We start from the raw sequence: 24,791 nt of genomic DNA, 5'->3' as shown, positions 1-24,791 counted from the left end.
GTAAAGCCAAACAAATCAACATAACTTATATCATGGCCAATAAAAAAAATTACTACGGGATCTCAATTGGCATTGACGCATCTAGAAATCGATCTGGAGGCGCAAAAGCCCATTTAATTGGCCTATTAAGGTCACTTAACCCTGCTAAATTTGGAATAAAAGAGGTTCATGTATGGTCCTATCCGGAATTAATTTCCGCTCTTCCAGACGAACCTTGGCTCATAAAGCATAGCCCCCCAGAACTTGAATTAGGTATTTTCAATCAAATCTGGTGGCAATTCAATAAATTACACATTGAGGCTAATAATTTTGGCTGCAACATAATACTCAACACTGGAGCTGCTACCTTTTGCAGGTTCAAGCCATCCATCACAATGTGTAGAGATATGCTATCTTTTGAACCCGGCGAGATGGAACGCTACCCGTTTTTTTCAAAATCACGCCTAAGACTATTACTAATTAAACACCTACAGATATACGCACTAAGAAATTCTACTGCCGTTATATTTCTTACTCATTATGCAAAAAATGCATTACAAACCTTTACTGGGAGTACAAAAAATTTTAGAGTAATACCGCATGGTATTAGTGACAATTTCAGACAAGAACCCGCGCCGGGATACTGGGATGGAGCACGAAAAAAAATAAAATGTGTGTACATATCTAACGCTGACCTTTACAAGCATCAGTGGCATGTCACAGAGGCAATTGCATTGCTTCGAAAAAATGGACACCCTATAACTATCGATTTTATAGGCGGTGGGAGTGGTCTAGGGCTAAAAAAAATGAACGATGCCATAGCCCGGCATGATCCAAATGGCAATTTTGCACGCGCAATCAAAGCAACTCCACATGAGGAAATCCCTAAACTCCTTGCTAAGGCAGATATTTTCATCTATGCATCCAGTTGCGAAAACATGCCGAACACCCTAATAGAAGGAATGGCATCGACGCTACCAATTGTGAGTTCTAATAGAGGACCGATGCCAGAAATACTGGGGGCGGCAGGAGTGTTTTTCGATCCAGAAAATCCAAAATCAATAGCATCTGCAATCGAATGCATATTAAAAGACCCTTCATATGGGAAAAAGCTCGCCCAGGATGCCAAAGAAATTTCGGATAGGTTTTCATGGGATCGCTGCAGTCAAGAGACTTTTTCATACATACTTGAAATATTCAACAGTTCACGAAATATCAACAAACACTCCAAATAAATTAAATCGGAAATTTACATGTTTGAACATAAAAAATTAATTATTACAGGTGGGACTGGCTCTTTCGGAAATGCCGTACTGCGCCGCTTCCTGGATTCTGACCTGGCTGAAATTCGCATCCTCAGCCGGGACGAAAAGAAACAGGACGACATGCGCAAGCGCTACAACAACCCGAAGCTCAAGTTCTATATCGGGGATGTACGCGATTACCAGTCTGTCTTGAATGCTGTCCGTGGGGTCGACTTTATCTACCATGCTGCCGCGCTCAAGCAGGTACCCTCCTGCGAATTTCACCCGATGGAAGCGGTCAAGACCAACGTGTTGGGTACCGAGAACGTGCTGGAAGCGGCGATCAACTGCGGCGTGTCGCGCGTGGTCTGCCTGAGTACCGATAAGGCGGTATACCCGATCAACGCGATGGGCATTTCCAAGGCGATGATGGAAAAGGTGGTGGTCGCCAAATCCCGCTCCAGCAGCAATACGGTGATCTGCGCGACGCGTTACGGCAACGTGATGGCGTCGCGCGGGTCGGTGATTCCGCTGTTTACCCAGCAGATCCGCGCCGGCCAAGCGCTGACTATTACCGACCCAGCCATGACCCGCTTCATGATGACGCTGGACGACGCGGTCGACCTGGTGCTGTATGCGTTCGAGCACGGCAACCCGGGCGACATCTTCGTGCAGAAGGCGCCGGCCGCCACCATCGAGACGCTGGCCCGCGCGCTGACCGACCTGCTGGGCGTCCCAGACCACCCGATCAACATCATCGGCACCCGCCATGGCGAAAAGCTGTATGAGGCGTTGTTGAGCCGCGAGGAAATGGTGGCCGCACAGGATCTGGGTGGCTACTACCGCGTTCCGCCAGACCTGCGCGACCTGAACTACGGCAAGTACGTCGAACAGGGTGAAGTCGGCATCTCCGAAGCCATCGACTACAACTCGCACAATACCGAGCGGCTGGACAAAGCGGGCATGCAGGCCCTGTTGATGAAACTGCGCTTCATGCAGGCCATCGTGCGTGGCGAGCAGGTGGAAGCGGAGGAGTAATGCGATGACTCAAACCCAGCGCACTATTCTGGTCACCGGCGCACAAGGCTTCATCGGCAAGAATTTGGTCACCCGTTTGCGAGAATTGCCCAACGTTGTTGTGAGCGAATTTGACCGGGACGACGCGCCTGCGACCCTTCCCGAGAGATTGGCTGATGTTGACGCAGTCGTGCATCTGGCCGGGGAAAACCGCCCGCAGGATGTGTCGGCGTTTGCCGAGGTCAATACCGGGCTGACCGTCGCCCTGTGTAACGCCATCCGCGCCACTGGCCGCTCGATTCCGCTGCTGCTGGCTTCTTCTACCCAGGCCGTGCAGGACAACCCCTACGGCCACAGCAAGCTGGCGGCTGAACAGGCGGTGCGTTTGCTGGCAGCAGAGACCGGCAATCCGGTGGTGGTGTTCCGCCTACCCGGGGTGTTCGGCAAGTGGTGCAGGCCCAACTACAACTCGGTGGTGGCCACCTTCTGCCACAATCTGGCCCGCGGCTTGCCGATCCAGATCAACAACCCGGCTACCACCCTGCAACTGGCCTACGTCGACGACGTGGTATCCGCGCTGATTGCCGCGCTGGACAAGCCGCTGCCCGGTGTTGCGCAAGGCGTGGTGCAGCCCGAGTACAGCACGACGCTTGGCGAACTGGCCGCACAGATTGAAGCGTTTGCTGCGTGCCGTAGCAGTTTGCTGAGCGAACGGGTCGGCACCGGCTTCACACGCGCGCTTTACGCCACTTACGTCAGCTACCTGCCCAACGAGCGGTTTACCTATCCGCTTACCAAGCATGAAGACCCGCGCGGCGTGTTTGTCGAAATGCTGAAAACGCCGGACTGCGGCCAGTTCAGCTACTTTACCGCCCACCCCGGCATCACCCGTGGCGGCCATTACCACCACACCAAGACGGAAAAATTCCTGGTGATCAAGGGGCAGGCCCTGTTCCGCTTCCGCCATTTGCTGACTGACGAGTTGTTCGAGTTGCGCACTAGCGGTGAGGCGCCGCAGGTAGTCGACACCATCCCGGGCTGGTCGCACGACATCACCAATGTCGGCGATGACGAAATGGTGGTCATGCTGTGGGCCAACGAAAATTTTGACCGGGAACGCCCGGATACGATCAGCAGCAAGGTTTGAAAATGAAGAAACTCAAAGTCATGTCGGTGGTCGGGACACGGCCAGAAATCATCCGTCTTTCCCGCGTGCTAGCCGCACTGGATCAGCACTGCGATCACGTGCTGGTACACACCGGCCAGAACTACGACTACGAACTCAACCAGGTCTTTTTCGACGACCTGGGCGTACGCAAGCCTGACTTCTTCCTGAACAGCGCCGAAGGCAGCAGCAGCGCGGCGCATACGATCGGCAACCTGATCACGGCGGTCGATGGCGTGCTGGCGCAAGTGCAGCCGGAGGCGATGCTGGTGCTGGGTGACACCAACAGTTGCCTGTCGGTCATCCCCGCCAAGCGCCGCAAGATCCCGATCTTCCACATGGAGGCGGGCAACCGCTGTTTCGACATGCGGGTGCCGGAAGAAACCAACCGCCGCATCGTCGACCACACGTCGGATATCAACCTGACTTACAGCACCATCGCGCGCGACTACCTGTTACGCGAGGGCTTGCCGCCGGATCAGGTGATCAAGACCGGCAGCCCGATGTTTGAGGTACTGCACCACTACCTGCCGCAAATCAAGGCGAGCGACGCGCTCGCGCGTCTGGAGTTGAATGCACAGCAGTACTTCGTGGTCAGCGCTCACCGCGAAGAAAACATCGAGTCCGAGCGCTGCTTCGGCAAGCTGGTGGGCATCCTCAACATGGTGGCCGAGGAGCACGGGCTGCCGGTGGTGGTCTCGACCCACCCGCGCACCCAGAAGCGTGTCGATATGACCGATGCCCGCTTCCACCCGCAAGTCCGCCTGATGAAGCCGCTGGGCTTTCACGACTACGTGAACCTGCAGATGAACGCCAAGGCCGTCCTCTCGGACAGCGGTACCATCAACGAAGAATCGTCGATCCTGAACTTCCCCGCGCTCAACCTGCGCGAAGCGCATGAGCGGCCGGAAGGCATGGAAGAAGCGGCAGTGATGATGGTCGGACTGGAAGCCGACCGGGTGCGTCAGGGCTTGGCCATCCTGGCCTCGCAACCGCGGGGTGACGCGCGGGGGCTGCGGCTAGTCGCCGATTACAGCATGCCGAACGTCAGCGACAAGGTGGTACGCATCCTCCACAGTTACACCGACTACGTGCGCCGCGTGGTGTGGAGGCAGTACTGATGCGTCTGGCACTGATCATCGACGACTACCTGCCGCACAGCACCCGCGTCAGTCCGAAGATGATGCACGAACTGGCCGTCGAGCTTAAACGGCAAGGGCACGAACCTTTCGTGCTGACCCCCGGCGTCGATGGCCAGCAGGCGTTGCTGGTGGAAGACAGGATGGACGGCATCCCCATCCTGCGCTTTCGCAGTGGCCCGCTGAAGGATATCCCCAAGGCCAAACGGGCCATCAACGAATCGCTGCTTTCGGCACGCGCATGGCGGGCGTTGGCGCCGACCCTGCGCAGCCGCAAGATCGACGGGGTGGTGTACTACTCCCCATCCATTTTCTTCGGCCCGCTGGTGCGCCGCATAAAGCAACTGTGGGGCTGCCCCGCCTACCTGATCCTGCGCGACCTGTTCCCGCAATGGGTGATCGACGAAGGAATGATCCGCGAGGGTTCGCCCATTGCGCGTTACTTCCACTACTTCGAACAGAAAAGCTATCGGGCGGCCGACCACATCGGCCTGATGTCGCAAAAAAACCTGGACGTATTCCGGCAGATGAACCCCCATCTGTCCAAGACCGGGGTTCTGTACAACTGGGCCAGCCCTGCCCCGGCTGCTGCGCCATCCGAGAAAGAAAGCCTGCGCAAGCAACTGGGCCTGCAGGGCAAGGTGATTTATTTCTACGGCGGCAATATCGGCCACGCACAGGACATGGCCAACCTGATGCGGCTAGCCAAGAGCATGCAGCACCACCCGGACGCACACTTCCTGTTTATCGGGCAGGGCGACGAATACGAGCTGGTTGAGCGCTATATCCGCGAACATGGGCTGGGCAATACCACCCTGTTGCCTTCCATTCCACAGGAGGCGTTCAAGAAGGTGCTGTGCGAAGTGGACGTCGGCCTGTTCAGCCTCGCCCGCTCGCACAAGGCACACAATTTTCCGGGCAAGCTGCTGGGGTATATGGTCAACGGCCTACCCATCCTCGGCAGCGTCAACCCGGGCAACGACCTGATGGCGGTCATCAACGCTGCAGATGCCGGTACTGCACTGGAAAACGGCGCAGACGATGCGCTGCTGGCTGCGGCAGCGCGCTTGATGACAGAACCTAAGCTGCGCAGGCGGCAGGGCGAGCAAGCCCGCCGCTTGCTGCACGAGAAGTTCTCGGTTGAATCAGCAGCCTCGCAAATCGTCCATACACTGTCAGCCCCTCAGCGCCTCTGAAAGAACGGTTACACAAACCAGGTAAGAATCAGCAAAGCCGTCTTCCCGGTCGCCGGGATGGGCACCCGTTTTCTGCCGGCCACCAAGGCCAGCCCCAAGGAGATGCTGCCTATCGTCGACAAGCCGCTGATCCAGTACGCGGTGGAAGAGGCGGTCGCCGCCGGCATCACCGAGCTGATCTTCGTCACCGGCCGCAACAAGCGGGCGATCGAAGACCACTTCGACAAGGCGTACGAGCTGGAAACCGAACTGGAGTACCGCAACAAGAAGGCGCTGCTCGAATCGGTGCAGGGCATCCTGCCGCCGACGGTCAGCTGCCAGTACATCCGCCAGGCCGAGGCGCTTGGGCTGGGCCACGCAGTGCTGTGCGCCCGCCCGGCGGTGGGCAACGCGCCGTTCGCGGTGATCCTGGCGGACGACCTGATGGACAGCGAGCCTGGCGCGATCGCGCAGATGGTCGACGTGTACCGGCAAACCGGCGCGTCGGTGCTCGGCGTGGAAGACGTGCCGCGCGCGCAGACATCTTTCTACGGGATTGTTGAAGTCTCCGAGGATAACGGCCAGCAGCGGGTGACCAACATCGTCGAGAAGCCGCACCCGGACGTGGCGCCTTCCACCCTGGCGGTGATCGGCCGCTACATCCTCACCCCGCGTATCTTCGACAAGCTGCTGACCACCCAGCCCGGCGCCGGCGGCGAGATCCAGCTCACCGACGGCATCGCCGCGCTGCTGAAGGAAGAGCCGGTGCTGGCGCTGCCGCTCTCCGGACGCCGCTACGATTGCGGCTCCAAGCTTGGCTACCTGCAGGCCACCGTCGACTTCGCGCTCAAGCACCACGAAGTAGGCGCGGGCTTCAAGGATTATCTGGCCAAACGCTGCGCGGCGCTGGTGGGGTAGCCCCCTCATCCGGCGCATTCGCGCCACCTTCTCCCCGCGGGGAGAAGGGATTACCGGCGACAGCGAGCACTGGTTTCCGATGCACTGATTGGGTGGGCAAAGTGGCGTGGATGCCGCCAGGGCATTCGCCTATTCACCGCCTGGCGGCGGGTGTCCCATCTACGGGTGCGGGCGTCGGCCCTGCAACCATGCCGTGCGAACATCCGCCCCATGCGCCTGCCTGAAACCACCCTGTCCGCCATCCACCACGCTGCCCGCTTGCTGCCTGAAGGAAGCCATGTCTACCTGTTCGGCTCGCGGGTCGACGATACGCGGCGTGGCGGCGACATCGACCTGTGGCTGGAACTTCCCTCCCCGCTCGACGCATTGGCGCTGGCAGCCTTGTGCAGCCGTTTTGTCGCGGCAATCTGGCAACAGGTTGGCAGGCAACGCATCGACGTGGTGTTTTCCGCGGCGGGAGAGGCGGACGACCGGCTAATCATTGAGGAGGCACGCCGCAATGGCGTGAAACTGGCATGAGCACACTGCTGGAAGCCCGCCTGCGGGCGGCCCTGCACGAGGCCGACGCCCATCAGGCGGCACTGGAAGAGGCGTTGGCCGACTGGCAAGCCACCCAGCCGGTGGACAGCCTGGCGCAGCTTGCAGCCGACAAGGCACTCAAGCGGCTGGCGGACCAGATCCGGTTCCGCCTGATGAACCTACAGGACGCACTCGGCCTGCGGCTGATCCCGGCGACGCTCGGCATGCTGGCCGAACCGTACGAGGGCTGGCCGATGCAGGACAGGCTCAGCCGGCTGGAAAAACTGGGCTATCTGGACGCGATCCAGTGGCTGATGTGGTGGGACTTGTGCAACCGCCTTGCACACGAATACCCGGATGATGTCGCCGGCTGCTGGGCTAACCTGCAGCAGGCGGTGATGGCTGCCGGCGACATGCTGGTGCTGTACAGGCGTTGGCGCCAACTGCTGCAGGGCAGGGGCTACTGACACCCCGGCCCGGCGGGTGCCCCTCATCCGGCGCTGCGCGGTGCCTTTGATCCGCAGGCGGGAGAAGGGATTACCGACAGTTGCGCGAGATGATGGGATACGCCGCCCATTCCCTCGCGCCGCTTCGCTTTCCGCGCTCGGTCAGCGGCTATCCCATCCCACGGCTTCGGTCTCAAGCTGCCTTGTTGTGTTTGACCAGCACAGGCTTGGCGTGCGGGCGGGCCTTGCGCAGCACCAGCACGCGCGGTGCGCGGAAGGTCACCAGCCGGCGGTACGCCCACACGTAGCCCGCCACGAACAGCAGCGCGCATAGCTGCAGTGCCCACTCCACCTTCCAGAACAGCAGGGCCGGCATGATCGAGAACAGCGAGACGCCCCACAGGTAAGGCGCGGTCAGGCTGTTGCGGCGGGTCAGTTGGTGGGCTTCCTTGCTGCCGACCATCCAGCGCACCAGCCGCTTGTACACCATCTGGTGAAAATGCATGCTGTCCGGCAAGCCGGCGGCAGCCTTGCGCTTCTTGCGCCGCCAGATCGAAAACACCGTTTCGAACACCGGGTAGATCAGCAGCAGCAGTGGGAACCACGGCGACACCACGCCTGGGTGGCGCGCCACCAGCAGCACGGCCAGTTCGGCCAGCAGGAAACCGACCAGATACGCGCCGGCATCGCCGGCAAAAATCATCCCGCGCGGGAAATTCCAGACCAGAAACCCCAATACGGCAGCCGCTGCAGACAGGCTCAACGCCAAGAGCGGCAAGTCCTGCACGGCCAGCGAGACATAGGCAATCGCAGAGAAGGCCAACAGCGCCACGCCGCCCATCAACCCGTTGTAGCCGTCGATGATGTTCACCGAATGGCACACCCCACCCACGGCAAACACCGTCAACACCATCGCCAGCAGAGGCAGCATGGCAAGCAATTGATCCAAGCCGGGCACACCAAATCCAGGCAAAACGCCGTCCACGCTGAACAGCGCGATCGCCGCCGATGCAAAGGCGGCCAACAGGCGTACCAGCGGGCTCACCTTCTTGGTCAGGTCTTCAACCAGGCCGGCGACAAACACCGGCGCGGCGGCCAGCAGCACGCCCCAGAACAGCGCGCGCTCAGCCGGCGCTACCCACATCAGCACGGCGCCACCCGCCAGCAAACCGCCCAGCATCGGCACGCCGCCGATGCGCGGGGTGGGGGTGGCGTGGAATTTCTGCACGCCGCCTAGGTCGTGGTCCATCGACAGTTTGGCGTGCAGGTGCTGGGTACGGATCAGCAGGATGCCGACCAACAGAGAAGCCAACAACGAACAAAAGAAAATCGTCAACAGCATATAAACATCCAAAAATAGTCGAATTAATATGAATTTAGAATTGAAAGCCTAACAATTCTAGGGCATTACTCTCATTCCTGCATCAAGGACGGCAATACACTAGTAATAATAAACCGGCCCATCCGGGCCGGTTTTGCGTTCAGGGCTTAGGCGCCGCCGGTTTGCCGCCCGCCGCCGCCGCAGGTGGCTTGGCGGCCGGTGGGGCCGCCGGTTTGGCCATCCCGCCGCCGACCGTCACGTCCTTGCGCAGCGCTTCCATGGTCTTGTCGCCGATGCCCGGCACCTTGTTGAGGTCGTCGACGCTCTTGAACGGGCCGTTCTTCGTGCGGTAGTCGACGATGGCCTTGGCCTTGGCGGGGCCGATGCCATCGAGCGACTCGAGTTCAGCCTGGCTCGCGCTATTGAGGTTGACGGCGGCCAGCGCCGAGGCGGACAGCAAGAGTGCGCCGAGCAAAGCGGCCAGTTTCTGGTACATGGTGCTGCTCCTTATCAACCGGTCACATCGACCGCCCAAGCACTATAGACAAGGCAAGCAGGACTGCTTCGCCGGATGATCCGACTCAGTTTGACAGATGGGCGACCGCAATCATGTGTACAATGTTTTGTACATTCTTATCCTCAGCGAAAGCCCACCATGGACGCCGTTACCTACAGCTATACCCGCCAACACTTGGCCGAACTGATGCGCCAGGTCAACGATGACCGGGCACCGGTGATTGTCACCAGCCAGCGCGGCAAGCCTGTCGTCATCATGTCACTCGATGACTACAACGCGCTGGAAGAAACCGCCTACCTGACACGCTCGCCAGAAAACGCCCGCCGGCTGGATGCCGCCGTACGCAACCTGCGCACCGGCCAGACCGTCCCCCGCGAACTGGCCGAGGACAGCGATGCAGATCCGGTTTGATGAAGGCGCGTGGGAGGAATACTTGTACTGGCAAGCCAACAGCAAGACGCTACTCAGGCGGATCAACGCCCTGATCAAGGACATCCAGCGCAGCCCGTTTGAAGGCATCGGCAAACCAGAACCGCTGAAGTACCAGTACGCGGGGCTGTGGTCACGCAGGATCGACGACGAGCATCGCCTCGTTTACGCCGTGCAGGATGGCACCCTGCATATCCTGATGTGCCGCTACCACTATTGATTGCCAGCCAGGTACTCACCACCCGTTCTCCAACACCACCTGCGCAGGCTCGCGCAGGCGCGACAGTTTGAAACCCTGCCCGACCAGCGTGCGGAAGGTGTCGGCGACCATCTTCGGGTTGCCGCAGATCATCACCCTGCCCCCTGCGGGCTCCAGCGGCACACCTGCCGCTCGGGCGAGTTCACCGTTTGCGATCAACTCAGGCAGGCGTGCCGACAGCACGCCCGGCGGCACGTCGCGGGTGACCACCGGCAGGTAACCGAACTTGTACGCGTGCGCCTGCCACAGCGGGTGGTTCGGCAGTTGGGCGATGAAGCCCTGATAGTTAAGATCAGACGCATCGCGCACGCCGTGCACCAGGCGGATCGCGCCGAAGCGTTGCCAGATCGCGGGTTGCTGCAGGATGGAGAGGTAGGGTGCAAGGCCGGTGCCGGTGGCGAGCAGCCATAGCACCTCACCGTCAGGCAGGCGGTCGGCGGTGAAGAAGCCGTTGGCGCGCGCGTCGAGCAGCAGCGTGTCGCCGACTTCCAGCCGGGACAGGCGCGGCGTCAGCTGGCCGTCGGGGACGACGATCGAGTAGAACTCGAGGTAGTCGTCCCATTCGGCATTCACCATCGAATACGCGCGCCAGAGCTTGCCCGTGCCGTCTTCCAGGCCGATGCGGGCAAACTGGCCGGCCGTGAAGCGCCAGTTGTCCGGCCGGCTGATGCGGAAGCTGAACAGCTTGTCGCTCCAGCGCTGGCGCCACAGCACGGTTTCGCGGGTGAAGGATTCTGCGGCGGGTGCACTCATGGCTATTCGTTAGTGATTTACTCAGGTTTAACCATTGTCGGGGCAGGCTTGCGCCAGCACAAGCCCTGCCCCGCTCTCCGCCTCAGCCCAAAGCTCGCGCCAGGTCCGCGAGGATATCGTCGATGTCCTCGATGCCGAGCGACAGGCGCAGGCCGCCTTCGCGCAGGCCCAGCGCCTGTTTGTCCGCCACCGGCAGCGAGCCGTGCGACATCGTCCAGCTATGGTTGACCAGCGACTCGACCCCGCCCAGCGACTCGGCCAGCGCGAACAGCTTTAAGGATGTGGCGACACGGTTGGCCGCCTCGCGCGTGTCTTCCTTTAGATAGATCGACACGATGCCGCCGAACGCACGCATCTGCCGGGCCGCCAGCGCGTGCTGCGGGTGGTCGGAGAGCCCCGGGTAGAACACTTTCTCGACCGCCGGATGTTCTTTAAGGAAGCGCGCGGCCTGCTGCGCATTTTCGCAGTGGCGTTGCATGCGCAGCGCCAGCGTCTTGATGCCGCGCAGGCAAAGGAAGCAATCTTGCGGGCCGGGCACGTTGCCGGCCGAGTTCTGCACGAAACGGATCGCCTGGAACAGCTTGTCGTCGTTGACCGCGACCAGCCCCAGCAGCACGTCGGAGTGGCCGCCGAGGTATTTGGTCGCCGAATGGACGACGATGTCGGCGCCCAGGTCGAGCGGGTTCTGCAGGTAGGGCGTCGCGAAGGTGTTGTCGACGGCGACCGGCACGCCGTGCGCGCGGGCGATCGCCGACAACGCGCCGATGTCGACCAGATTAAGGAGCGGGTTGGTTGGCGACTCGAGCCAGACCAGCTTCACGGCCGGGTTCAGCGCCGCCTCCAGCCGCGCCGGGTCGGTCAGGTCGACGAAGCTCACCTTGACGCCCCACGGCACCATCACCCGGGTCAGCAGCCGCCAGGCGCCACCATACAGGTCGGCCACCGCGACCACCTCGTCGCCGGGCTTGAGGCACGCACGCAGCACCGCGTCGATCGCCGCCATCCCGCTGGCAAACGCCATGCCGTGGCGGGCGTTTTCCAGGCTGGCCAGCGCCCCCTCCAGCGCCGCGCGGGTCGGCGTTCCGCTACGCGCGTAGGAAAAATCGCGTGCCTCGCCGATCTCGTCGAAGGCGAACACCGAAGTCTGGTAGATCGGCGGCATCACCGCGTTGCGGTGGCCGTGAAGGTCATAGCCTGCGTGGACGGCACGAGTGGAAAACTTCATCTTAAGCCTCAGATTTTTAAGACAAACGTTTGATATGGACGAATCGGCAACCGCCAGCAGACCGCCTTTTAATCGATACCCAATGGTATCTTTCTAACGCCAGCAGGCGGCTAATTCCAAGTTGATATTGAACAAACCCAAGCCGGATCAAGGCTTTACAGCCCCTGCGAATGGGGCTAAGGTGCGTCCTTTCGCATTCGAACCCGACAGAACATGAAGCTTGAACGCGCCTTTGACATCCTCTACCGCCAACTGGAAAGCCATCCCCGTGCCGACTGTCTGAGCGCCCGCAAGGGCAAGCAGTGGGTCAAGCTGTCTACGCCAGAGGTAGTGGAAACGATCAACCGCGTCAGTCATGGTTTCCTCCGTCTCGGCATCGGCCGAGGCGACCGCGTCGCGATCATGGCCGACAACAGCATCGAGTGGGTGCTGGTCGACCTCGCCCTGCAGCAGATTGGCGCCATCAGCGTGCCGATCTACCCGACGGTCACCGTCGAGGACGCCAGCTACATCCTGATGCACGCCGACGTGAAGATGGCCTTCGTCGGCAACGCCTCGCAGCACAGCAAAGTCCACGAGGCGCTGGGCCGCATGAGCAGCCCGATCTACTCGTTCACCGACATCGACGGTGTGCGCTCGTGGCGCGAAATCGAGCTGCTGGGCGACGGCGGCGACGACGTGATGCTCGCCGCGCTGCGCGACAGCATCCGCGCCGACGAGGTGTTCACCATCATCTACACCTCGGGCACCACCGGCCGCTCCAAGGGCGTGATGCTGTCGCACCGCAACCTGGTCAGCACCGTGGTTGCCATCGCCGAGCATACCAAACTGCCGGTCGGCACGCTGCGCGCGTTGTCCTTCCTGCCGCTGTCGCACATCTTCGAGCGCGCTGGCGTGTACTACTACATGTCCTCGTGCACCGGCGTCTACTTCGCCGGCGTCGAACAGCTCTCCAGCGCGATGCAGGAAGTACGCCCGCACACCTTCAGTGCGGTACCGCGCGTGCTGGAAAAGCTGCACGACAAGCTGGCCGGCAAGGCCACCGAGCTGACCGGCTCCAAGCAGAAACTGTACAAGTGGGCGCTGGAGCTGGCCGAAAACTACGACCCGAACGCCAAGCTTGGCCTGTGGCAGAAGGCGCAGCTCGCCTTCGCCGACAAGATGATCTTCAGCAAGTGGCGCGCGGCGATGGGCGGCGAGCTCAAGTGGGTCAACGTCGGCTCGGCCGCGTTGCAGCCTCGCCTGGCCCGTCTGCTATGGGCGGCCGGCATCATGGTCGCCGAAGGCTACGGCATGACCGAATGCTCGCCGGTGATCTCCGCCGACCTTTTCGACCCTGCTCGTGTCCGCATCGGCTCGGTCGGCGTGCCGATGCCGCACTGCGAAGTGAAGATCGCCGAGGACGGCGAGATCCTGGTGCGTGGCCCGAACGTGATGGTCGGCTACTACAAGGAGCCCGAACAGACCGCCGAGACCATCATCGACGGCTGGCTGCACACCGGAGACATCGGCAAGCTCGAAGACGGCGTGCTGACCATTACCGACCGTAAGAAGGAAATGTTCAAGACGTCGAACGGCAAGTACATCGCGCCGCAGGTGATCGAGAACAAGCTGAAGGAATCGGCGTTCATCGACCAGGTGATGGTGGTTGGCGACGGCCAGAAGTACGCCGCCGCGCTGATCGTACCCCTCTTCGAGAAGATCAAGGAATGGTGCAGCCAGCAAGGCATCGCCTACACCAGCGACGCCGAGATGGCGCGCAACCCCAAGGTGCAGGCGCTGATCGAGCGCGAGGTGAAGCGCTTCAACCGCTACTTCGGCAGCTGGGAGCATGTGAAGAAGGTCGCGCTGGTCGACCGCGCCTGGTGTGTCGACGCGGGCGAGCTGGCCCCCACCCTCAAGCTGCGCCGCAAGGTGATCGCCCAGCGCTGCAGCGCGCTGATCGAGCGCCTGTTCCAGCACCACCCGGCCTAAGTCAGCCAAGCCGGCCCGCAAACCCCGCCAAACTTTGGCGGGGTTTTGTTTTTTCCGCCGCTGGTCCTCATTGCGGGTGCCACCCTCTGCTGCCGGCTATCGCGAGCCCTCCTCCCCGCCCACACGCCTGGCCGCCCGACGGGACGTTCCGCTTCCGGCCATGCCCGTGCGCCCGACGCTACACGTCCGCCTTCGCCGGTGCCGTGCCAAGGCAACGCCGCGCACGCAAAAAAGGGTGGCCTTCCGGCCACCCTTTTTAACGGCTATTTGCAGCGCGGACTCAGCGCACGCAGTCGACGCAGTACACCTTGCGCCCGTCGACCTCGGTCGGCACCAGGCCGTGCACGTCGGTCTCGAAGCCCGGCAGCTCGTGGTTGAAGTCCTGCACGAACTTCAGGTAGTCGACGATGGTGCTGTTGAAGCGCTCGCCCGGGATCAGGAGCGGGATGCCCGGCGGGTAGGGGGTCAGCAGCACGGCGGTGACGCGGCCGAGCAGTTCGTCGACCGGCACCCGTTCGATGTCACGGTGCGCCATGCGCGAGAACGCGTCGGACGGCTTCATCGCCGGCTCCATCTCGGACAGGTAGATCTCGGTGGTCAGCCGCGCGATGTCGTGGCGCGCGTACAGCTGGTGGATCTTCTGGCACAGGTCGCGCAGACCGACCCGCTCGTACTGCGGGTGCTTGGCGACGAACTCGGGCATGATCCGCCACATCGGCTGGTTCTTGTCGAAGTCGTCCTTGAACTGCTGCAGCAGCGAGATCAGCGTGTTCCAGCGGCCCTTGGTGATGCCGATGGTGAACATGATGAAGAAGCTGTAGAGGCCGGTCTTCTCGACCACCACGCCGTGCTCGGTCAGGTACTTGGTGACGATGGCCGCCGGGATGCCCATCTCCTCGAAGCTGCCGTCGACGTCCAGGCCTGGGGTGAGCAGGGTCGCCTTGATCGGGTCGAGCAGGTTGAAGCCTTCCTCGATGCCGGCGAAGCCGTGCCAGCGCTCGTCGGGCTTGAGCTGCCATTCGGCCGGGTCGCAGATGCCGTCGTCCGACAGCGCCTGCGGCCCCCACACGCGGAACCACCAGTCGCTGCCGTACTCCTCGTCCACCTTGCGCATCGCGCGGCGGAAGTCGAGCGCCTCGACCAGCGACTCTTCCACCAGCGCCCGCCCGCCCGGCTGCTCCATCATCGCCGCGGCGACGTCGCAGCTGGCGATGATCGCGTACTGCGGGCTGGTCGAGGTGTGCATCAGGTAGGCCTCGTTGAACGAAGGCACGTCGAGCTGGCGGTTCTGCGGGTCCTGCACCAGGATCTGCGACGCCTGGCTCAAACCGGCCAGCAGCTTGTGCGTCGACTGGGTCGAGAAGATCATCGACTCCTTGCAGCGCGGGCGGTCCTCGCCGATGGCGTGGAAGTCGCCGTAGAAGTCGTGGAAGCTCGCGTGCGGCAGCCAGGCTTCGTCGAAGTGCAGGGTGTCGACTTCGCCGTCGAGCAGGCCCTTGATCTCCTCGACGTTGTACAGGATGCCGTCGTAGGTCGACTGGGTGATGGTCAGGATGCGCGGCTTGGCGTCCGGGTTCTTCTCGAGCGCCTCGCGGGCGAACGGGTTGGCCAGGATCTTGCGGCGGACGTTCTCCAGCGAGAATTCGCTCTTCGGGATCGGGCCGATGATGCCGTAGTGGTTGCGCGTCGGCATCAGGAACACCGGGATCGCGCCGGTCATCATGATCGCGTGCAGGTTGGACTTGTGGCAGTTGCGGTCGACCAGCACGATGTCGCCGGCGGCGACGGTGCTGTGCCAGACGATCTTGTTCGACGTCGAGGTGCCGTTGGTGACGAAGAACAGGTGGTCGCAGCTGAAGATGCGCGCGGCGTTGTGCTCGGATGCCGCCACGGGGCCGGTGTGGTCGAGCAGCTGGCCCAGTTCGTCGACCGCGTTGCACACGTCGGCGCGCAGCATGTTCTCGCCGAAGAACTGGTGGAACATCTGGCCGACCGGGCTCTTCAGGAAGGCGACGCCGCCGGAGTGGCCCGGGCAGTGCCACGAGTACGAGCCGTCGTTCGCGTAGTCGACCAGCGCGCGGAAGAACGGCGGCGCCAGGCTATCGAGGTAGGACTTGGCCTCGCGGATGATGTGGCGGGCGACGAAGTCCGGCGTGTCCTCGTGCATGTGGATGAAGCCGTGCAGCTCGCGCAGGATGTCGTTCGGGATGTGGCGTGCGGTACGCGTCTCGCCGTACAGGTAGAGCGGGATGTCCGGGTTGCGGCGGCGGATCTCGGCGACGAAGCCGTACAGCTTGCCCAGCGCGGCGTCGGTACTGTCCTGGGTCTGGAATTCCTCGTCGTCGATGGAGAGGATGAAGCCGGCGGCGCGGCTTTGCTGCTGCGCAAACGCGGTCAGGTCGCCGTAACTGGTGTAACCGACCACCTCCATGCCGCGCTCTTCAATCGCGGAGGCGAGCTCGCGGATGCCGGAACCGCTGGTGTTCTCGGAACGGAAGTCTTCGTCGATGACGACGATGGGAAAACGAAAACGCATGCCTGGGTCCCCTTGGGAGTCAATCCAGGACACTTGGCGTCGGGCGAAGTCGCACTACGGCAAGGATGGGGTCGTCCCCCGCCGGCGGGCGGGGTCGGGGCCGGGCACCTGTAACGCCTTGCGGCCTTCGGCGTAGACGCCAGAAGTGTCACTCGGTGCGCGTTGGGGCACAGTTCTGTACGAGCGCTCCTTGCGGAGCCGCCGCCCGGGAAGGCTGGCCTTGAGGCGCGTTGTCACGTCAAATTCCGGCGCTACCACGCCGGTTCATTTGGGAGCTTTGCACCGCGGTCCGCCCCGGATGGCTAGCCATCTCACACGTCTGCCGGCTTAGGGCAGGCCTTGCGGCTCGCCTTCGAATAACCCTGTGGGCGCGCATTATAGACGCGTGTCGTCCCGTGTAAAGACCTGATCCGCAGCAGGGGCGGCAGCTTCGCCGGCGAAGGTCTCCCCGCCGCCTGTTTTGGCCGGCATTCCGCCCTGCACCGCAGCATTCTTGCCGCCCGCAGCGGCGTCGGCGCGCGCGCGCCGCTGCCGGTAAAGTTGTAGCGAACGCGCAACAATGGTCACCCCGCCCAAAGCAAGCAGCAGCACCAGCGGCGCGGCAGCCAGCCAGGGGAAGAAGCCGACCGCGATCGCCACCAGCAGGAGCGACGCGCCCAGCGTCAGCAAGGCCGACGCCTCGCTCGCCTCCAGCTCGCGCGTGCCGCGCACCACCGCGCCCAGCGTGTCGCCGATGCGCACGGCTTGGCGCGCGGCGGCGCGGGCGGTCGCGCGCGCGCGCACCGCACCCGCCGCCGGGCTGAGCAAAGGCACCCCGTCACCGCGCCTGGGTTGCGACAGCACCGGACGGCCGCGCTTGCCGCCGAGCACCACCTCGGTCGCGTGGTCTAGGTCCTGGTAGAAACGCGCGGCGAGTTCGCCGGCGAGCGCCGCGTCCTCGATCGACACGTCGAGCTCGCGGTTGGCCAGCCAGCTCGACACGTTGAGGTTGCTCGAGCCGATGCGGGCCCAGCGCGCGTCGGCGACGGCGGTCTTGGCGTGGATCATCGGGCCGTTCCACTCGAACACCCGCACGCCGGCCTCCAGGAGCGGCCGGTACTGGGTACGCGACACCGTCGCGATCCAGCCGATATCGCTCGAGCGCGGCACCAGCAGGCGCACGTCGACGCCGTCGCGCGCGGCGTTCTGCAGCGCAGAGAGGTAGGTGCCGGTCGCCATGAAGTAGGCGTCGGTGATCCACAACGTCTCGCGGGCGAACGCCGCGATCATCAGGTCGAGCCGCATCAGGTTGGCGCGGCTGGGCGTCGTCGCGATCAGCCGCGCGGCGACGCCGCCTTGTGCCGCCGGCGCGCTGGCCGCCGGTAGCGGCTCGCCGCCGCAACTTGCCCAGCTGTCCGAAAACGCGGCGAGCGCCTCGGCGAGCACCGGCCCTGCCAGCACCACGCCGGTGTCGCGCCACGGCTCGACGCCGGCGTCCGGGTTTCCTTCCCAGCGGCTGCTCGCGCACAGGCCGCCGACGAACACCCGATCGGTGTCGACGATGATCTGCTTTCGGTGGTTGCGCCCGACAAAGCCGAGCCCGACCGACAGGGACGGCGGGTTGTAGTAGCGCACCTGAGCACCCGCCGCCTGCAGCGGCCGGAAAAACCCGCCCAGGCACTCGCGCGCGCAGCCGAACCAGTCGACCAGCAGGCGCACGTCGACGCCGGCGCGCGCGCGCTCGGCCAGCGCGTCGCGCAGGGTACGCCCGAACGCGTCGTCGGCGAACAAATACATCTCGATGTAGACGCTCGCGCGGGCCTCGCGGATCGCCGCGAGCCAGGCCGGGAAGTTCTCGCCGCTGTCGTACAGCAGGCGCGCCTGGTTACCGCCGAGCAGAGGCGTGCCGGCTGCGCGCGACAGCGCCTGCTCGGCGAGTGCGCGGCCGGCCATGCCCACGGCGGGATCGGGAGTTTTCATGTCGAACAATATGCAAAACACAATTGATGACAGGCGTCACTGCGCCCGGTCAAACCGTCGCCTTAATTAAATCTGGCGTCTCAAAAACACAAATGCAACTGCGGCAACGCGCCCTAGGGAAACCCCGTAAAACACGCACAAGTATTTGTTTTATATTGGGTTTCGCACCGCACAAATACGTGTTGCGGCCTTGCCACTTATGACTTTAGAATCAAGTCATTCGTTTCACATTAATAGCAGGCAAACCACATGGACAGACAGCGCTGGCTAGCGGGCACGTTGTATCGCCCGGACTTCGAGCAGGACAGCTGCGGTTTCGGCCTGATCGCCCAGCTGGACGACAAGCCCAGCCACTGGCTGGTCGGCACCGCGATCTCCTCGCTCGCCAAACTGACGCACCGCGGCGCGGTCGCCGCCGACGGCAAGTCGGGCGACGGCTGCGGCCTCCTCTTCCGTAAACCGGACGGCTTCCTGCGCGCGGTCGCGCAGGAAGCGGGGCTCTCGCTGAAGGCAGTGTACGCCGCGGGGCTGGTGTTCCACCACCCTGACGAGGCTGCCGGCCAGAAGAGCCTGCGCCGCCTCAAGGAATACCTCGAGGAGCAGTCGCTCGAGGTCGCCGGCTTCCGTACGGTGCCGGTCAACACCGACGCCTGCGGCAAGGTCGCGCTGGAGACCCTGCCCGGGATGGTCCAGGTTTTCGTCAACTGCCCGTTCGGCATGGACGAGCCGACCTTCCAGCGCCGCCTGTATATGGCGCGCCGCATGGCCGAGAAGGCGAACAAGGCGGACGACGCCTACTTCTACCTGCCGACGCTGTCGCCGCACACCCTGTCGTACAAGGGTCTGGTCACGCCGGACAACCTGCCCGAGTTCTACCTCGACCTGAAGGATCCGCGCTTCGAGTCCAGCCTCGCGGTGTTCCACCAGCGCTTCTCGACCAATACCTGGCCGCAATGGAAGCTCGCGCAGCCGTTCCGCTTCCTCGCGCACAACGGCGAGATCAACACCGTGCAGGGCAACCGCAACTGGGCGCGCGCGCGCGAACGCATCATGGCGTCCGAGCACCTCGACATGGACGCGGTGCGCCCCATCGTGCAGACCGACGGCTCCGACTCGATGAGCCTCGACAACATGCTCGAAGGCCTGCTGATGGGCGGCATCCCGCTGTTCCGCGCGCTGCGCCTGCTGGTGCCGCCGGCGTGGCAGAACGTCGACTCGACCGACAAGGACCTGCGCGCGTTCTACGAATTCAACTCGATGCACATGGAGCCGTGGGACGGCCCGGCCGGCATCGTGCTGACCGACGGCCGCTACGCGGCGTGCATGCTCGACCGCAACGGCCTGCGCCCGGCGCGCTGGGTGCTGACCCGCGACAATGTGCTGACCATCGCCTCCGAAGTCGGCGTGTGGGACTACAAGCCCGAGGACGTGGTCAGGAAGGGCCGGGTCAAGCCCGGCCAGCTGTTCGCGGCCGACCTCGCCACCGGCGAGCTGTTGCTGCCCGAACAGATCGACGCCCAGCTCAAGAGCGCCAAGCCGTACCGCCAGTGGATCAAGGAATCCGCGCAGTACCTCGAGCTGTCGATCGAGGACGACAGCCAGCTCGAGGCGATGCCCAAGCAGCAGCTGCTGACGCTGCAGAAACTGTTCAACCTGAGCTTCGAGGAACGCGACCAGATCCTGCGCGTGCTCGCCGAGGACGGCCAGGAGGCGGTCGGCTCGATGGGCGACGACACCCCGATGGCGGTGCTTAGCGAAAAGGTGCGTTCGCCGTACGACTACCTGCGCCAGCAGTTCGCGCAGGTGACCAACCCGCCGATCGACCCGATCCGCGAGGCGGTGGTGATGTCGCTCAACTCGGTGTTCGGCCCCGAGCGCAATATGTTCGAGGAGAGCGCCGAGCACGCCAAGCGCCTCGAAGTGCGCAGCCCGGTGCTCAGCCACGAGAAGTTTGTGCGGGTGACCACCCGCCCCGAGGCCTACCTCAAGTCGACCAGCTTTGATCTGTGCTACGACCCGGCCGAAGGCGCGCTGGAAGACGCGCTGCGCCGCCTCGCCCAGCACGTGACCGACGCGGTGCGCGAAGGCACCGTGGTCGTCGTGCTGTCCGACCGCAACCTCAGCGCGAACCGCCTGCCGATCCACGCGCTGTTCGCGACCGGCGCGGTACACCACGCGCTGATCGACGCCGGCCTGCGCTGCAAGACCAATATCGTGGTCGAGACCGGCACCGTGCGCGACGCGCACCAGATGGCGTGCCTGATCGGCTACGGCGCGACCGCGGTCTACCCCTACCTCGCCTACCAGAGCATCATCGAGCTGGTGCAAAGCGGCGAGGTCAAGTGCAAGGTCAACGAGGCGCTGCAGCACTACCGCAAGGGCATCAACAAGGGCCTGTTGAAGGTGCTATCCAAGATGGGCATCTCGACCATCGCGTCCTACCGCGGCGCCCAGCTGTTCGAAGCGGTCGGCGTGCACGGCGACGTGGTCGAGCTGTGCCTGAAGGGCACCGTCTCGCGCATCGGCGGCGCCAGCTTCGACGACTTCGAGGACGACCAGAAGAAGCTCTCCCGCTACGCGTTCAACCCGATGCGTCCGCTGACGCAGGGTGGCCTGCTCAAGTACGTGCACGGCGAGGAGTACCACGCGTACAACCCGGACGTCGTCACCATGCTGCAAAAGGCGGTACAGAACGACGACTACGACGCGTACCAGACTTACGCGCACCTGGTGAACACCCGTCCGGTCGCCATGTTCCGCGACCTGATGCAGCTCAAGCTCGCGCCGACGCCGATCCCGCTGGACGAAGTCGAGCCGATCGAGGCCATCCTCAAGCGCTTCGACTCCGCCGGCATGTCGCTGGGCGCGCTCTCGCCCGAGGCGCACGAGGCGCTGGCGATCGCGATGAACCGCCTGGGCGGCCGCTCGAACAGCGGCGAAGGCGGCGAGGACGCGGCGCGCTACGGCACCGAGAAGATGTCGAAGATCAAGCAGGTGGCCTCCGGCCGCTTCGGCGTCACCCCGCACTACCTGGTCAACGCCGAGGTGCTGCAGATCAAGGTCGCGCAGGGCGCCAAGCCCGGCGAAGGCGGCCAGTTGCCTGGCGACAAGGTCTCTGGCCTGATCGCCCGCCTGCGCCACGCCAAGGAAGGCGTCAGCCTGATCTCGCCGCCGCCGCACCACGACATCTACTCGATCGAGGACCTGGCGCAGCTGATCTTCGACCTGAAGGAAGTCAACCCGTCGGCGCTGGTGTCGGTCAAGCTGGTCGCCGAGCCGGGCGTCGGCACCGTCGCCGCCGGCGTGGCCAAGGCCTACGCCGACCTGATCACCATCTCCGGCTACGACGGCGGTACCGGCGCGAGCCCGCTCACCTCGGTCAAGTACGCCGGCACGCCATGGGAGCTGGGCCTGTCCGAGGCGCAGCAGGTGCTGCGCGCCAACGGCCTGCGCGGCCGCGTGCGCGTGCAGACCGACGGCGGCCTGAAGACCGGCCTCGACGTGGTCAAGGCGGCCGCGCTCGGCGCCGAGAGCTTCGGCTTCGGCACCGGCCCGATGGTCGCGCTCGGCTGCAAGTACCTGCGCATCTGCCACCTGAACAACTGCGCGACCGGCGTCGCCACCCAGGAAGTGAAACTGCGCTCAAAGTACTTCATCGGCCTGCCCGAGATGGTGATGAACTATTTCCTGTTCATCGCCCGCGAGACGCGCGAGTGGATGGCCAAGCTTGGCGTGCGCACCATGGAAGAGCTGATCGGCCGCATGGACCTGCTCGAGCTTGCCGAGGGCGAGACCGCCAAGCAGCAGAAGCTCGACCTCACCCCGCTGATCAGCCTGGGCCAGGTGCCGGACAGCGAGCCGCGCTTCTGCGTCAGCGAGTCCAACCCCTCGTTCGACAAGGGCGAGCTCGCGCAGCAGATGCTGGCCGACGCGCAAGGCGCGATCGCGGCCAAGCAGATGCTGCAGCTCGAGTACCCGGTCGAGAACATCCACCGCTCGATCGGCGCGCGCCTCTCCGGCGAGATCGCCCGTGTGCACGGCGCAGAAGGCCTGCCGTTCGGCTGCCTGAAGGTCAAGCTGACCGGCTCGGCCGGGCAAAGCTTGGGCGTGTGGAACGCGCCGGGCTTGCACCTCGAGCTCGAAGGGGATGCCAACGACTACGTCGGCAAGGGCATGGCCGGTGGCCGCGTGGTGATCTACCCGCCTAAAAATGCAAGCTACAAGGCGAGCGAGTCCATCATCATCGGCAACACCTGCCTGTACGGCGCGACCGGCGGCCAGCTGTTTGCGGCCGGCGTCGCGGGCGAGCGCTTCGCCGTGCGCAATTCGGGCGCACTGGCGGTGATCGAAGGCGCGGGCGACCACTGCTGCGAGTACATGACCGGCGGCACCGTCGTCGTGCTGGGCGAGACCGGCTACAACTTCGGCGCGGGCATGACCGGCGGCTTCGCCTTCGTCTACGACAGGAACGAGCGCTTCCCGTACCGCTACAACAACGAACTGGTCGACATCCACCTGATCAACGGGGAGGCGATGGGCATGTACCGCGCCTTCCTGCTGGAGAAGATCGCCAAGCATGTCGAGCTGACCGGTTCCGAGACCGGCCGCGCGATGCTGGAGAACTTCGACGACTATGTCGACTACTTCTGGCTCGTCAAGCCCAAGGCGGCGAAGCTGGAATCCCTGTTGAAAGACTGACCGCGGACGGCGCCCGCCTGCCGCAGGCGCCGGCAAGGAAAAGAACATGGCAAACGATGTCTTCCAGTTCATGAAGCTCAGCCGCAACCCCGGCGACAAGGTCGAAGCCGCGGTGCGCAAGGTCGAGTTCAAGGAAATCTACGCGCCGCTGCATCCGGTGGACGCGGCGGACCAGGCCGGGCGCTGCCTCGCCTGCGGCAATCCCTACTGCGAGTGGGAGTGCCCGGTCCACAACTACATCCCGAACTGGCTGAAGCTGGTGAAGGAAGGACGCCTCTTCGAGGCGGCCGAAATGTCGCACAAGACCAACTCGCTGCCGGAGATCTGCGGCCGCGTCTGCCCGCAGGACCGCCTCTGCGAAGGCGCGTGCACGCTCGAGCAGGGCGGCTTCGGCGCGGTCACCATCGGCAGCGTCGAGAAATACATTACCGACGAGGCGTACAAGGCCGGCTGGCGCCCCGACATGAGCCAGGTGGTGTGGACCGACAAGAAGGTCGCGGTGATCGGCGCGGGCCCGGCCGGCCTCGCCTGCGCCGACGTGCTGGCACGCAACGGCGTGCGCGCGGTGGTGTTCGACCGCTACGAGGAGATCGGCGGCCTGCTGACCTTCGGCATCCCCGAATTCAAGCTGGAAAAGAGCGTGGTTCAGCGCCGGCGCGAGATCATGGAGGGGATGGGCGTCGAGTTCCGCCTGAACACCGAGATCGGCCGCGATATCGCCATCGACACCCTGCTCGCCGACTATGACGCGGTGTTCATGGGCATGGGCGCGTACAAGTACATGAAGGGCGGCTTCGCCGGCGAAGACACCCCGGGCGTGCTCGAGGCGCTGCCCTTCCTGATCAACAACGTGCGCCAGGGCATGGGCACGCTGGGCGACGAGGCAGCCGTCAACATGGCCGGCAAGCGCGTCATCGTGCTCGGCGGCGGCGACACCGCGATGGACTGCAACCGCACCTCGATCCGTCAGGGCGCGCGCCAGGTGGTCTGCGCGTACCGCCGCGACGAGGCGAACATGCCGGGCTCCAAGCGCGAAGTGACCAACGCGCGCGAGGAAGGCGTCGAGTTCCTGTGGAACCGCCAGCCGGTGGGCGTTGCCGCGGCGGATGACGGCAGCCTCGTGCTGACGCTGGCCGAGACGCGGCTGGGTGCACCGGACGCCAAGGGCCGGCGCAGCGCCGAGGTGGTGCCGGGCAGCGAGACGCAACTCGCGTGCGACCACGTGATCGTCGCCTTCGGCTTCCAGGCCGAAGCGGCGAACTGGTTCGAGTCGGCCAACATCGTCACCGACGAGCGCGGCCGCACCGTCGCGCCGGCGCGCGCCGCGTTCAAGCATCAGACCAGCAACCCCAAGGTGTTCGCCGGCGGCGACATGGTGCGCGGCGCCGACCTGGTGGTACGCGCGGTGTTCGAAGGCCGCCAGGCCGCCGAGGGCATGCTCGCCTACCTGCAGGTGTGGTAAGACCGGACGGGCTGGCGGGCCTTCGCCCGCTGGCTTGATCCTGAGCAAGCAAGGCG

The 24,791-nt window shown here is 63.7% G+C and carries 19 protein-coding genes; 13 read left to right on the top strand and 6 right to left on the bottom strand.

Annotated features, from left to right (window positions below; translation table 11 throughout):
• Positions 1-32: 32 nt before the first annotated feature.
• The 8 genes from E5K04_RS14590 to E5K04_RS14555 all read left to right on the top strand — a co-directional run bounded on the left by E5K04_RS14590 (position 33) and on the right by E5K04_RS14555 (position 7,623).
• Positions 33-1,214, top strand: coding sequence for a glycosyltransferase (locus tag E5K04_RS14590; protein ID WP_136555448.1), 1,182 nt, complete (start codon positions 33-35; stop codon positions 1,212-1,214).
• Between the two features lie 18 nt (positions 1,215-1,232).
• Complete coding sequence (locus tag E5K04_RS14585) at positions 1,233-2,261, top strand: polysaccharide biosynthesis protein (RefSeq protein ID WP_136555445.1); 1,029 nt, start codon at positions 1,233-1,235, stop codon at positions 2,259-2,261.
• Between the two features lie 4 nt (positions 2,262-2,265).
• Entirely contained in the window at positions 2,266-3,387 is a 1,122-nt protein-coding gene (gene wbjC, locus E5K04_RS14580) for a UDP-2-acetamido-2,6-beta-L-arabino-hexul-4-ose reductase (protein ID WP_136555442.1), read from the top strand.
• A 2-nt stretch (positions 3,388-3,389) separates the two neighbouring features.
• Entirely contained in the window at positions 3,390-4,526 is a 1,137-nt protein-coding gene (wecB, locus tag E5K04_RS14575) for a non-hydrolyzing UDP-N-acetylglucosamine 2-epimerase (protein ID WP_136555440.1), read from the top strand.
• On the top strand, positions 4,526-5,740 hold the full coding sequence (locus E5K04_RS14570) for a glycosyltransferase family 4 protein (RefSeq protein ID WP_136555438.1): 1,215 nt from the start codon (positions 4,526-4,528) through the stop codon (positions 5,738-5,740). The genes wecB and E5K04_RS14570 overlap by 1 nt, the downstream gene beginning before the upstream one ends.
• 27 nt (positions 5,741-5,767) lie before the next feature.
• Positions 5,768-6,637, top strand: coding sequence for a UTP--glucose-1-phosphate uridylyltransferase GalU (galU, locus tag E5K04_RS14565; protein ID WP_268907639.1), 870 nt, complete (start codon positions 5,768-5,770; stop codon positions 6,635-6,637).
• Positions 6,638-6,847: 210 nt separating this feature from the next.
• Positions 6,848-7,156 carry a nucleotidyltransferase domain-containing protein gene (locus tag E5K04_RS14560; protein WP_136555433.1) on the top strand — a complete coding sequence of 103 codons (309 nt, stop codon included), beginning with the start codon at positions 6,848-6,850 and terminating at the stop codon, positions 7,154-7,156.
• Complete coding sequence (locus E5K04_RS14555) at positions 7,153-7,623, top strand: hypothetical protein (RefSeq protein WP_205700384.1); 471 nt, start codon at positions 7,153-7,155, stop codon at positions 7,621-7,623. Before E5K04_RS14560 ends, E5K04_RS14555 begins: the two co-directional genes overlap by 4 nt.
• Before the next feature lie 172 nt (positions 7,624-7,795).
• Here the strand turns inward: E5K04_RS14555 and E5K04_RS14550 are convergent, their stop codons facing one another.
• Together E5K04_RS14550 and E5K04_RS14545 are read right to left on the bottom strand one after the other, a co-directional pair.
• Complete coding sequence (locus E5K04_RS14550; protein WP_136555431.1) at positions 7,796-8,944, bottom strand: MraY family glycosyltransferase; 1,149 nt, start codon at positions 8,942-8,944, stop codon at positions 7,796-7,798.
• Between the two features lie 139 nt (positions 8,945-9,083).
• On the bottom strand, positions 9,084-9,419 hold the full coding sequence (locus E5K04_RS14545) for a ComEA family DNA-binding protein (protein WP_136555429.1): 336 nt from the start codon (positions 9,417-9,419) through the stop codon (positions 9,084-9,086).
• A gap of 159 nt (positions 9,420-9,578) precedes the next feature.
• Here E5K04_RS14545 and E5K04_RS14540 point away from each other — a divergent pair, with 159 nt between their 5' ends.
• Together E5K04_RS14540 and E5K04_RS14535 are read left to right on the top strand one after the other, a co-directional pair.
• Complete coding sequence (locus tag E5K04_RS14540) at positions 9,579-9,851, top strand: type II toxin-antitoxin system Phd/YefM family antitoxin (protein ID WP_136555427.1); 273 nt, start codon at positions 9,579-9,581, stop codon at positions 9,849-9,851.
• A gap of 22 nt (positions 9,852-9,873) precedes the next feature.
• Entirely contained in the window at positions 9,874-10,089 is a 216-nt protein-coding gene (locus tag E5K04_RS14535) for a Txe/YoeB family addiction module toxin (RefSeq protein ID WP_328591045.1), read from the top strand.
• A gap of 15 nt (positions 10,090-10,104) precedes the next feature.
• On the opposite strand, the gene E5K04_RS14530 is transcribed toward E5K04_RS14535, so the two are convergent.
• The gene (locus tag E5K04_RS14530; protein WP_136555423.1) at positions 10,105-10,881 is read right to left on the bottom strand and encodes a ferredoxin--NADP reductase; all 777 of its coding nucleotides are present in this window, start codon (positions 10,879-10,881) and stop codon (positions 10,105-10,107) included.
• Positions 10,882-10,963: 82 nt separating this feature from the next.
• On the bottom strand, positions 10,964-12,106 hold the full coding sequence (locus E5K04_RS14525; RefSeq protein ID WP_136555421.1) for a trans-sulfuration enzyme family protein: 1,143 nt from the start codon (positions 12,104-12,106) through the stop codon (positions 10,964-10,966).
• Between the two features lie 213 nt (positions 12,107-12,319).
• Between E5K04_RS14525 and E5K04_RS14520 the strand changes: the two genes are divergently transcribed.
• Positions 12,320-14,080 (top strand): AMP-dependent synthetase/ligase, encoded by a 1,761-nt coding sequence (locus tag E5K04_RS14520; protein ID WP_136555419.1) that lies wholly within the window; start codon positions 12,320-12,322, stop codon positions 14,078-14,080.
• 280 nt (positions 14,081-14,360) lie between these two features.
• Here E5K04_RS14520 and E5K04_RS14515 read toward each other — a convergent pair whose 3' ends face one another.
• The gene (locus E5K04_RS14515) at positions 14,361-16,616 is read right to left on the bottom strand and encodes an arginine/lysine/ornithine decarboxylase (protein ID WP_136555417.1); all 2,256 of its coding nucleotides are present in this window, start codon (positions 16,614-16,616) and stop codon (positions 14,361-14,363) included.
• Between the two features lie 375 nt (positions 16,617-16,991).
• The gene (locus E5K04_RS14510; RefSeq protein WP_136555415.1) at positions 16,992-18,575 is read right to left on the bottom strand and encodes a phospholipase D-like domain-containing protein; all 1,584 of its coding nucleotides are present in this window, start codon (positions 18,573-18,575) and stop codon (positions 16,992-16,994) included.
• A 249-nt stretch (positions 18,576-18,824) separates the two neighbouring features.
• Here E5K04_RS14510 and gltB point away from each other — a divergent pair, with 249 nt between their 5' ends.
• Positions 18,825-23,273: a glutamate synthase large subunit gene (gene gltB / locus E5K04_RS14505; protein ID WP_136555412.1), complete on the top strand. Its 4,449-nt coding sequence runs from the start codon at positions 18,825-18,827 to the stop codon at positions 23,271-23,273.
• 46 nt (positions 23,274-23,319) lie between these two features.
• The gene (locus E5K04_RS14500) at positions 23,320-24,735 is read left to right on the top strand and encodes an FAD-dependent oxidoreductase (RefSeq protein WP_136555410.1); all 1,416 of its coding nucleotides are present in this window, start codon (positions 23,320-23,322) and stop codon (positions 24,733-24,735) included.
• Positions 24,736-24,791 lie beyond the last annotated feature (56 nt).

Source organism: Crenobacter intestini (assembly GCF_004919095.1).
Taxonomy (GTDB): domain Bacteria; phylum Pseudomonadota; class Gammaproteobacteria; order Burkholderiales; family Chromobacteriaceae; genus Craterilacuibacter; species Craterilacuibacter intestini.
Note: the sequence above shows the minus strand (reverse complement) of the source record. Positions and strands in the feature narration are given on the sequence as shown.

What these genes read in the sequence shown, in the direction of transcription:
- E5K04_RS14555 (WP_205700384.1), top strand. Translation starts at nt 7,153, where the DNA reads ATGAGCACACTGCTGGAAGCCCGCCTGCGGGCGGCCCTGCACGAGGCC.
- E5K04_RS14550 (WP_136555431.1), bottom strand. Translation starts at nt 8,944, where the DNA reads ATGCTGTTGACGATTTTCTTTTGTTCGTTGTTGGCTTCTCTGTTGGTC.
- E5K04_RS14515 (WP_136555417.1), bottom strand. Translation starts at nt 16,616, where the DNA reads ATGCGTTTTCGTTTTCCCATCGTCGTCATCGACGAAGACTTCCGTTCC.
- wbjC (WP_136555442.1), top strand. Translation starts at nt 2,266, where the DNA reads ATGACTCAAACCCAGCGCACTATTCTGGTCACCGGCGCACAAGGCTTC.
- E5K04_RS14585 (WP_136555445.1), top strand. Translation starts at nt 1,233, where the DNA reads ATGTTTGAACATAAAAAATTAATTATTACAGGTGGGACTGGCTCTTTC.
- E5K04_RS14590 (WP_136555448.1), top strand. Translation starts at nt 33, where the DNA reads ATGGCCAATAAAAAAAATTACTACGGGATCTCAATTGGCATTGACGCA.
- E5K04_RS14545 (WP_136555429.1), bottom strand. Translation starts at nt 9,419, where the DNA reads ATGTACCAGAAACTGGCCGCTTTGCTCGGCGCACTCTTGCTGTCCGCC.
- gltB (WP_136555412.1), top strand. Translation starts at nt 18,825, where the DNA reads ATGGACAGACAGCGCTGGCTAGCGGGCACGTTGTATCGCCCGGACTTC.
- E5K04_RS14520 (WP_136555419.1), top strand. Translation starts at nt 12,320, where the DNA reads ATGAAGCTTGAACGCGCCTTTGACATCCTCTACCGCCAACTGGAAAGC.
- E5K04_RS14530 (WP_136555423.1), bottom strand. Translation starts at nt 10,881, where the DNA reads ATGAGTGCACCCGCCGCAGAATCCTTCACCCGCGAAACCGTGCTGTGG.
- E5K04_RS14525 (WP_136555421.1), bottom strand. Translation starts at nt 12,106, where the DNA reads ATGAAGTTTTCCACTCGTGCCGTCCACGCAGGCTATGACCTTCACGGC.
- E5K04_RS14560 (WP_136555433.1), top strand. Translation starts at nt 6,848, where the DNA reads ATGCGCCTGCCTGAAACCACCCTGTCCGCCATCCACCACGCTGCCCGC.
- E5K04_RS14570 (WP_136555438.1), top strand. Translation starts at nt 4,526, where the DNA reads ATGCGTCTGGCACTGATCATCGACGACTACCTGCCGCACAGCACCCGC.
- wecB (WP_136555440.1), top strand. Translation starts at nt 3,390, where the DNA reads ATGAAGAAACTCAAAGTCATGTCGGTGGTCGGGACACGGCCAGAAATC.
- E5K04_RS14500 (WP_136555410.1), top strand. Translation starts at nt 23,320, where the DNA reads ATGGCAAACGATGTCTTCCAGTTCATGAAGCTCAGCCGCAACCCCGGC.
- E5K04_RS14540 (WP_136555427.1), top strand. Translation starts at nt 9,579, where the DNA reads ATGGACGCCGTTACCTACAGCTATACCCGCCAACACTTGGCCGAACTG.
- E5K04_RS14510 (WP_136555415.1), bottom strand. Translation starts at nt 18,575, where the DNA reads ATGAAAACTCCCGATCCCGCCGTGGGCATGGCCGGCCGCGCACTCGCC.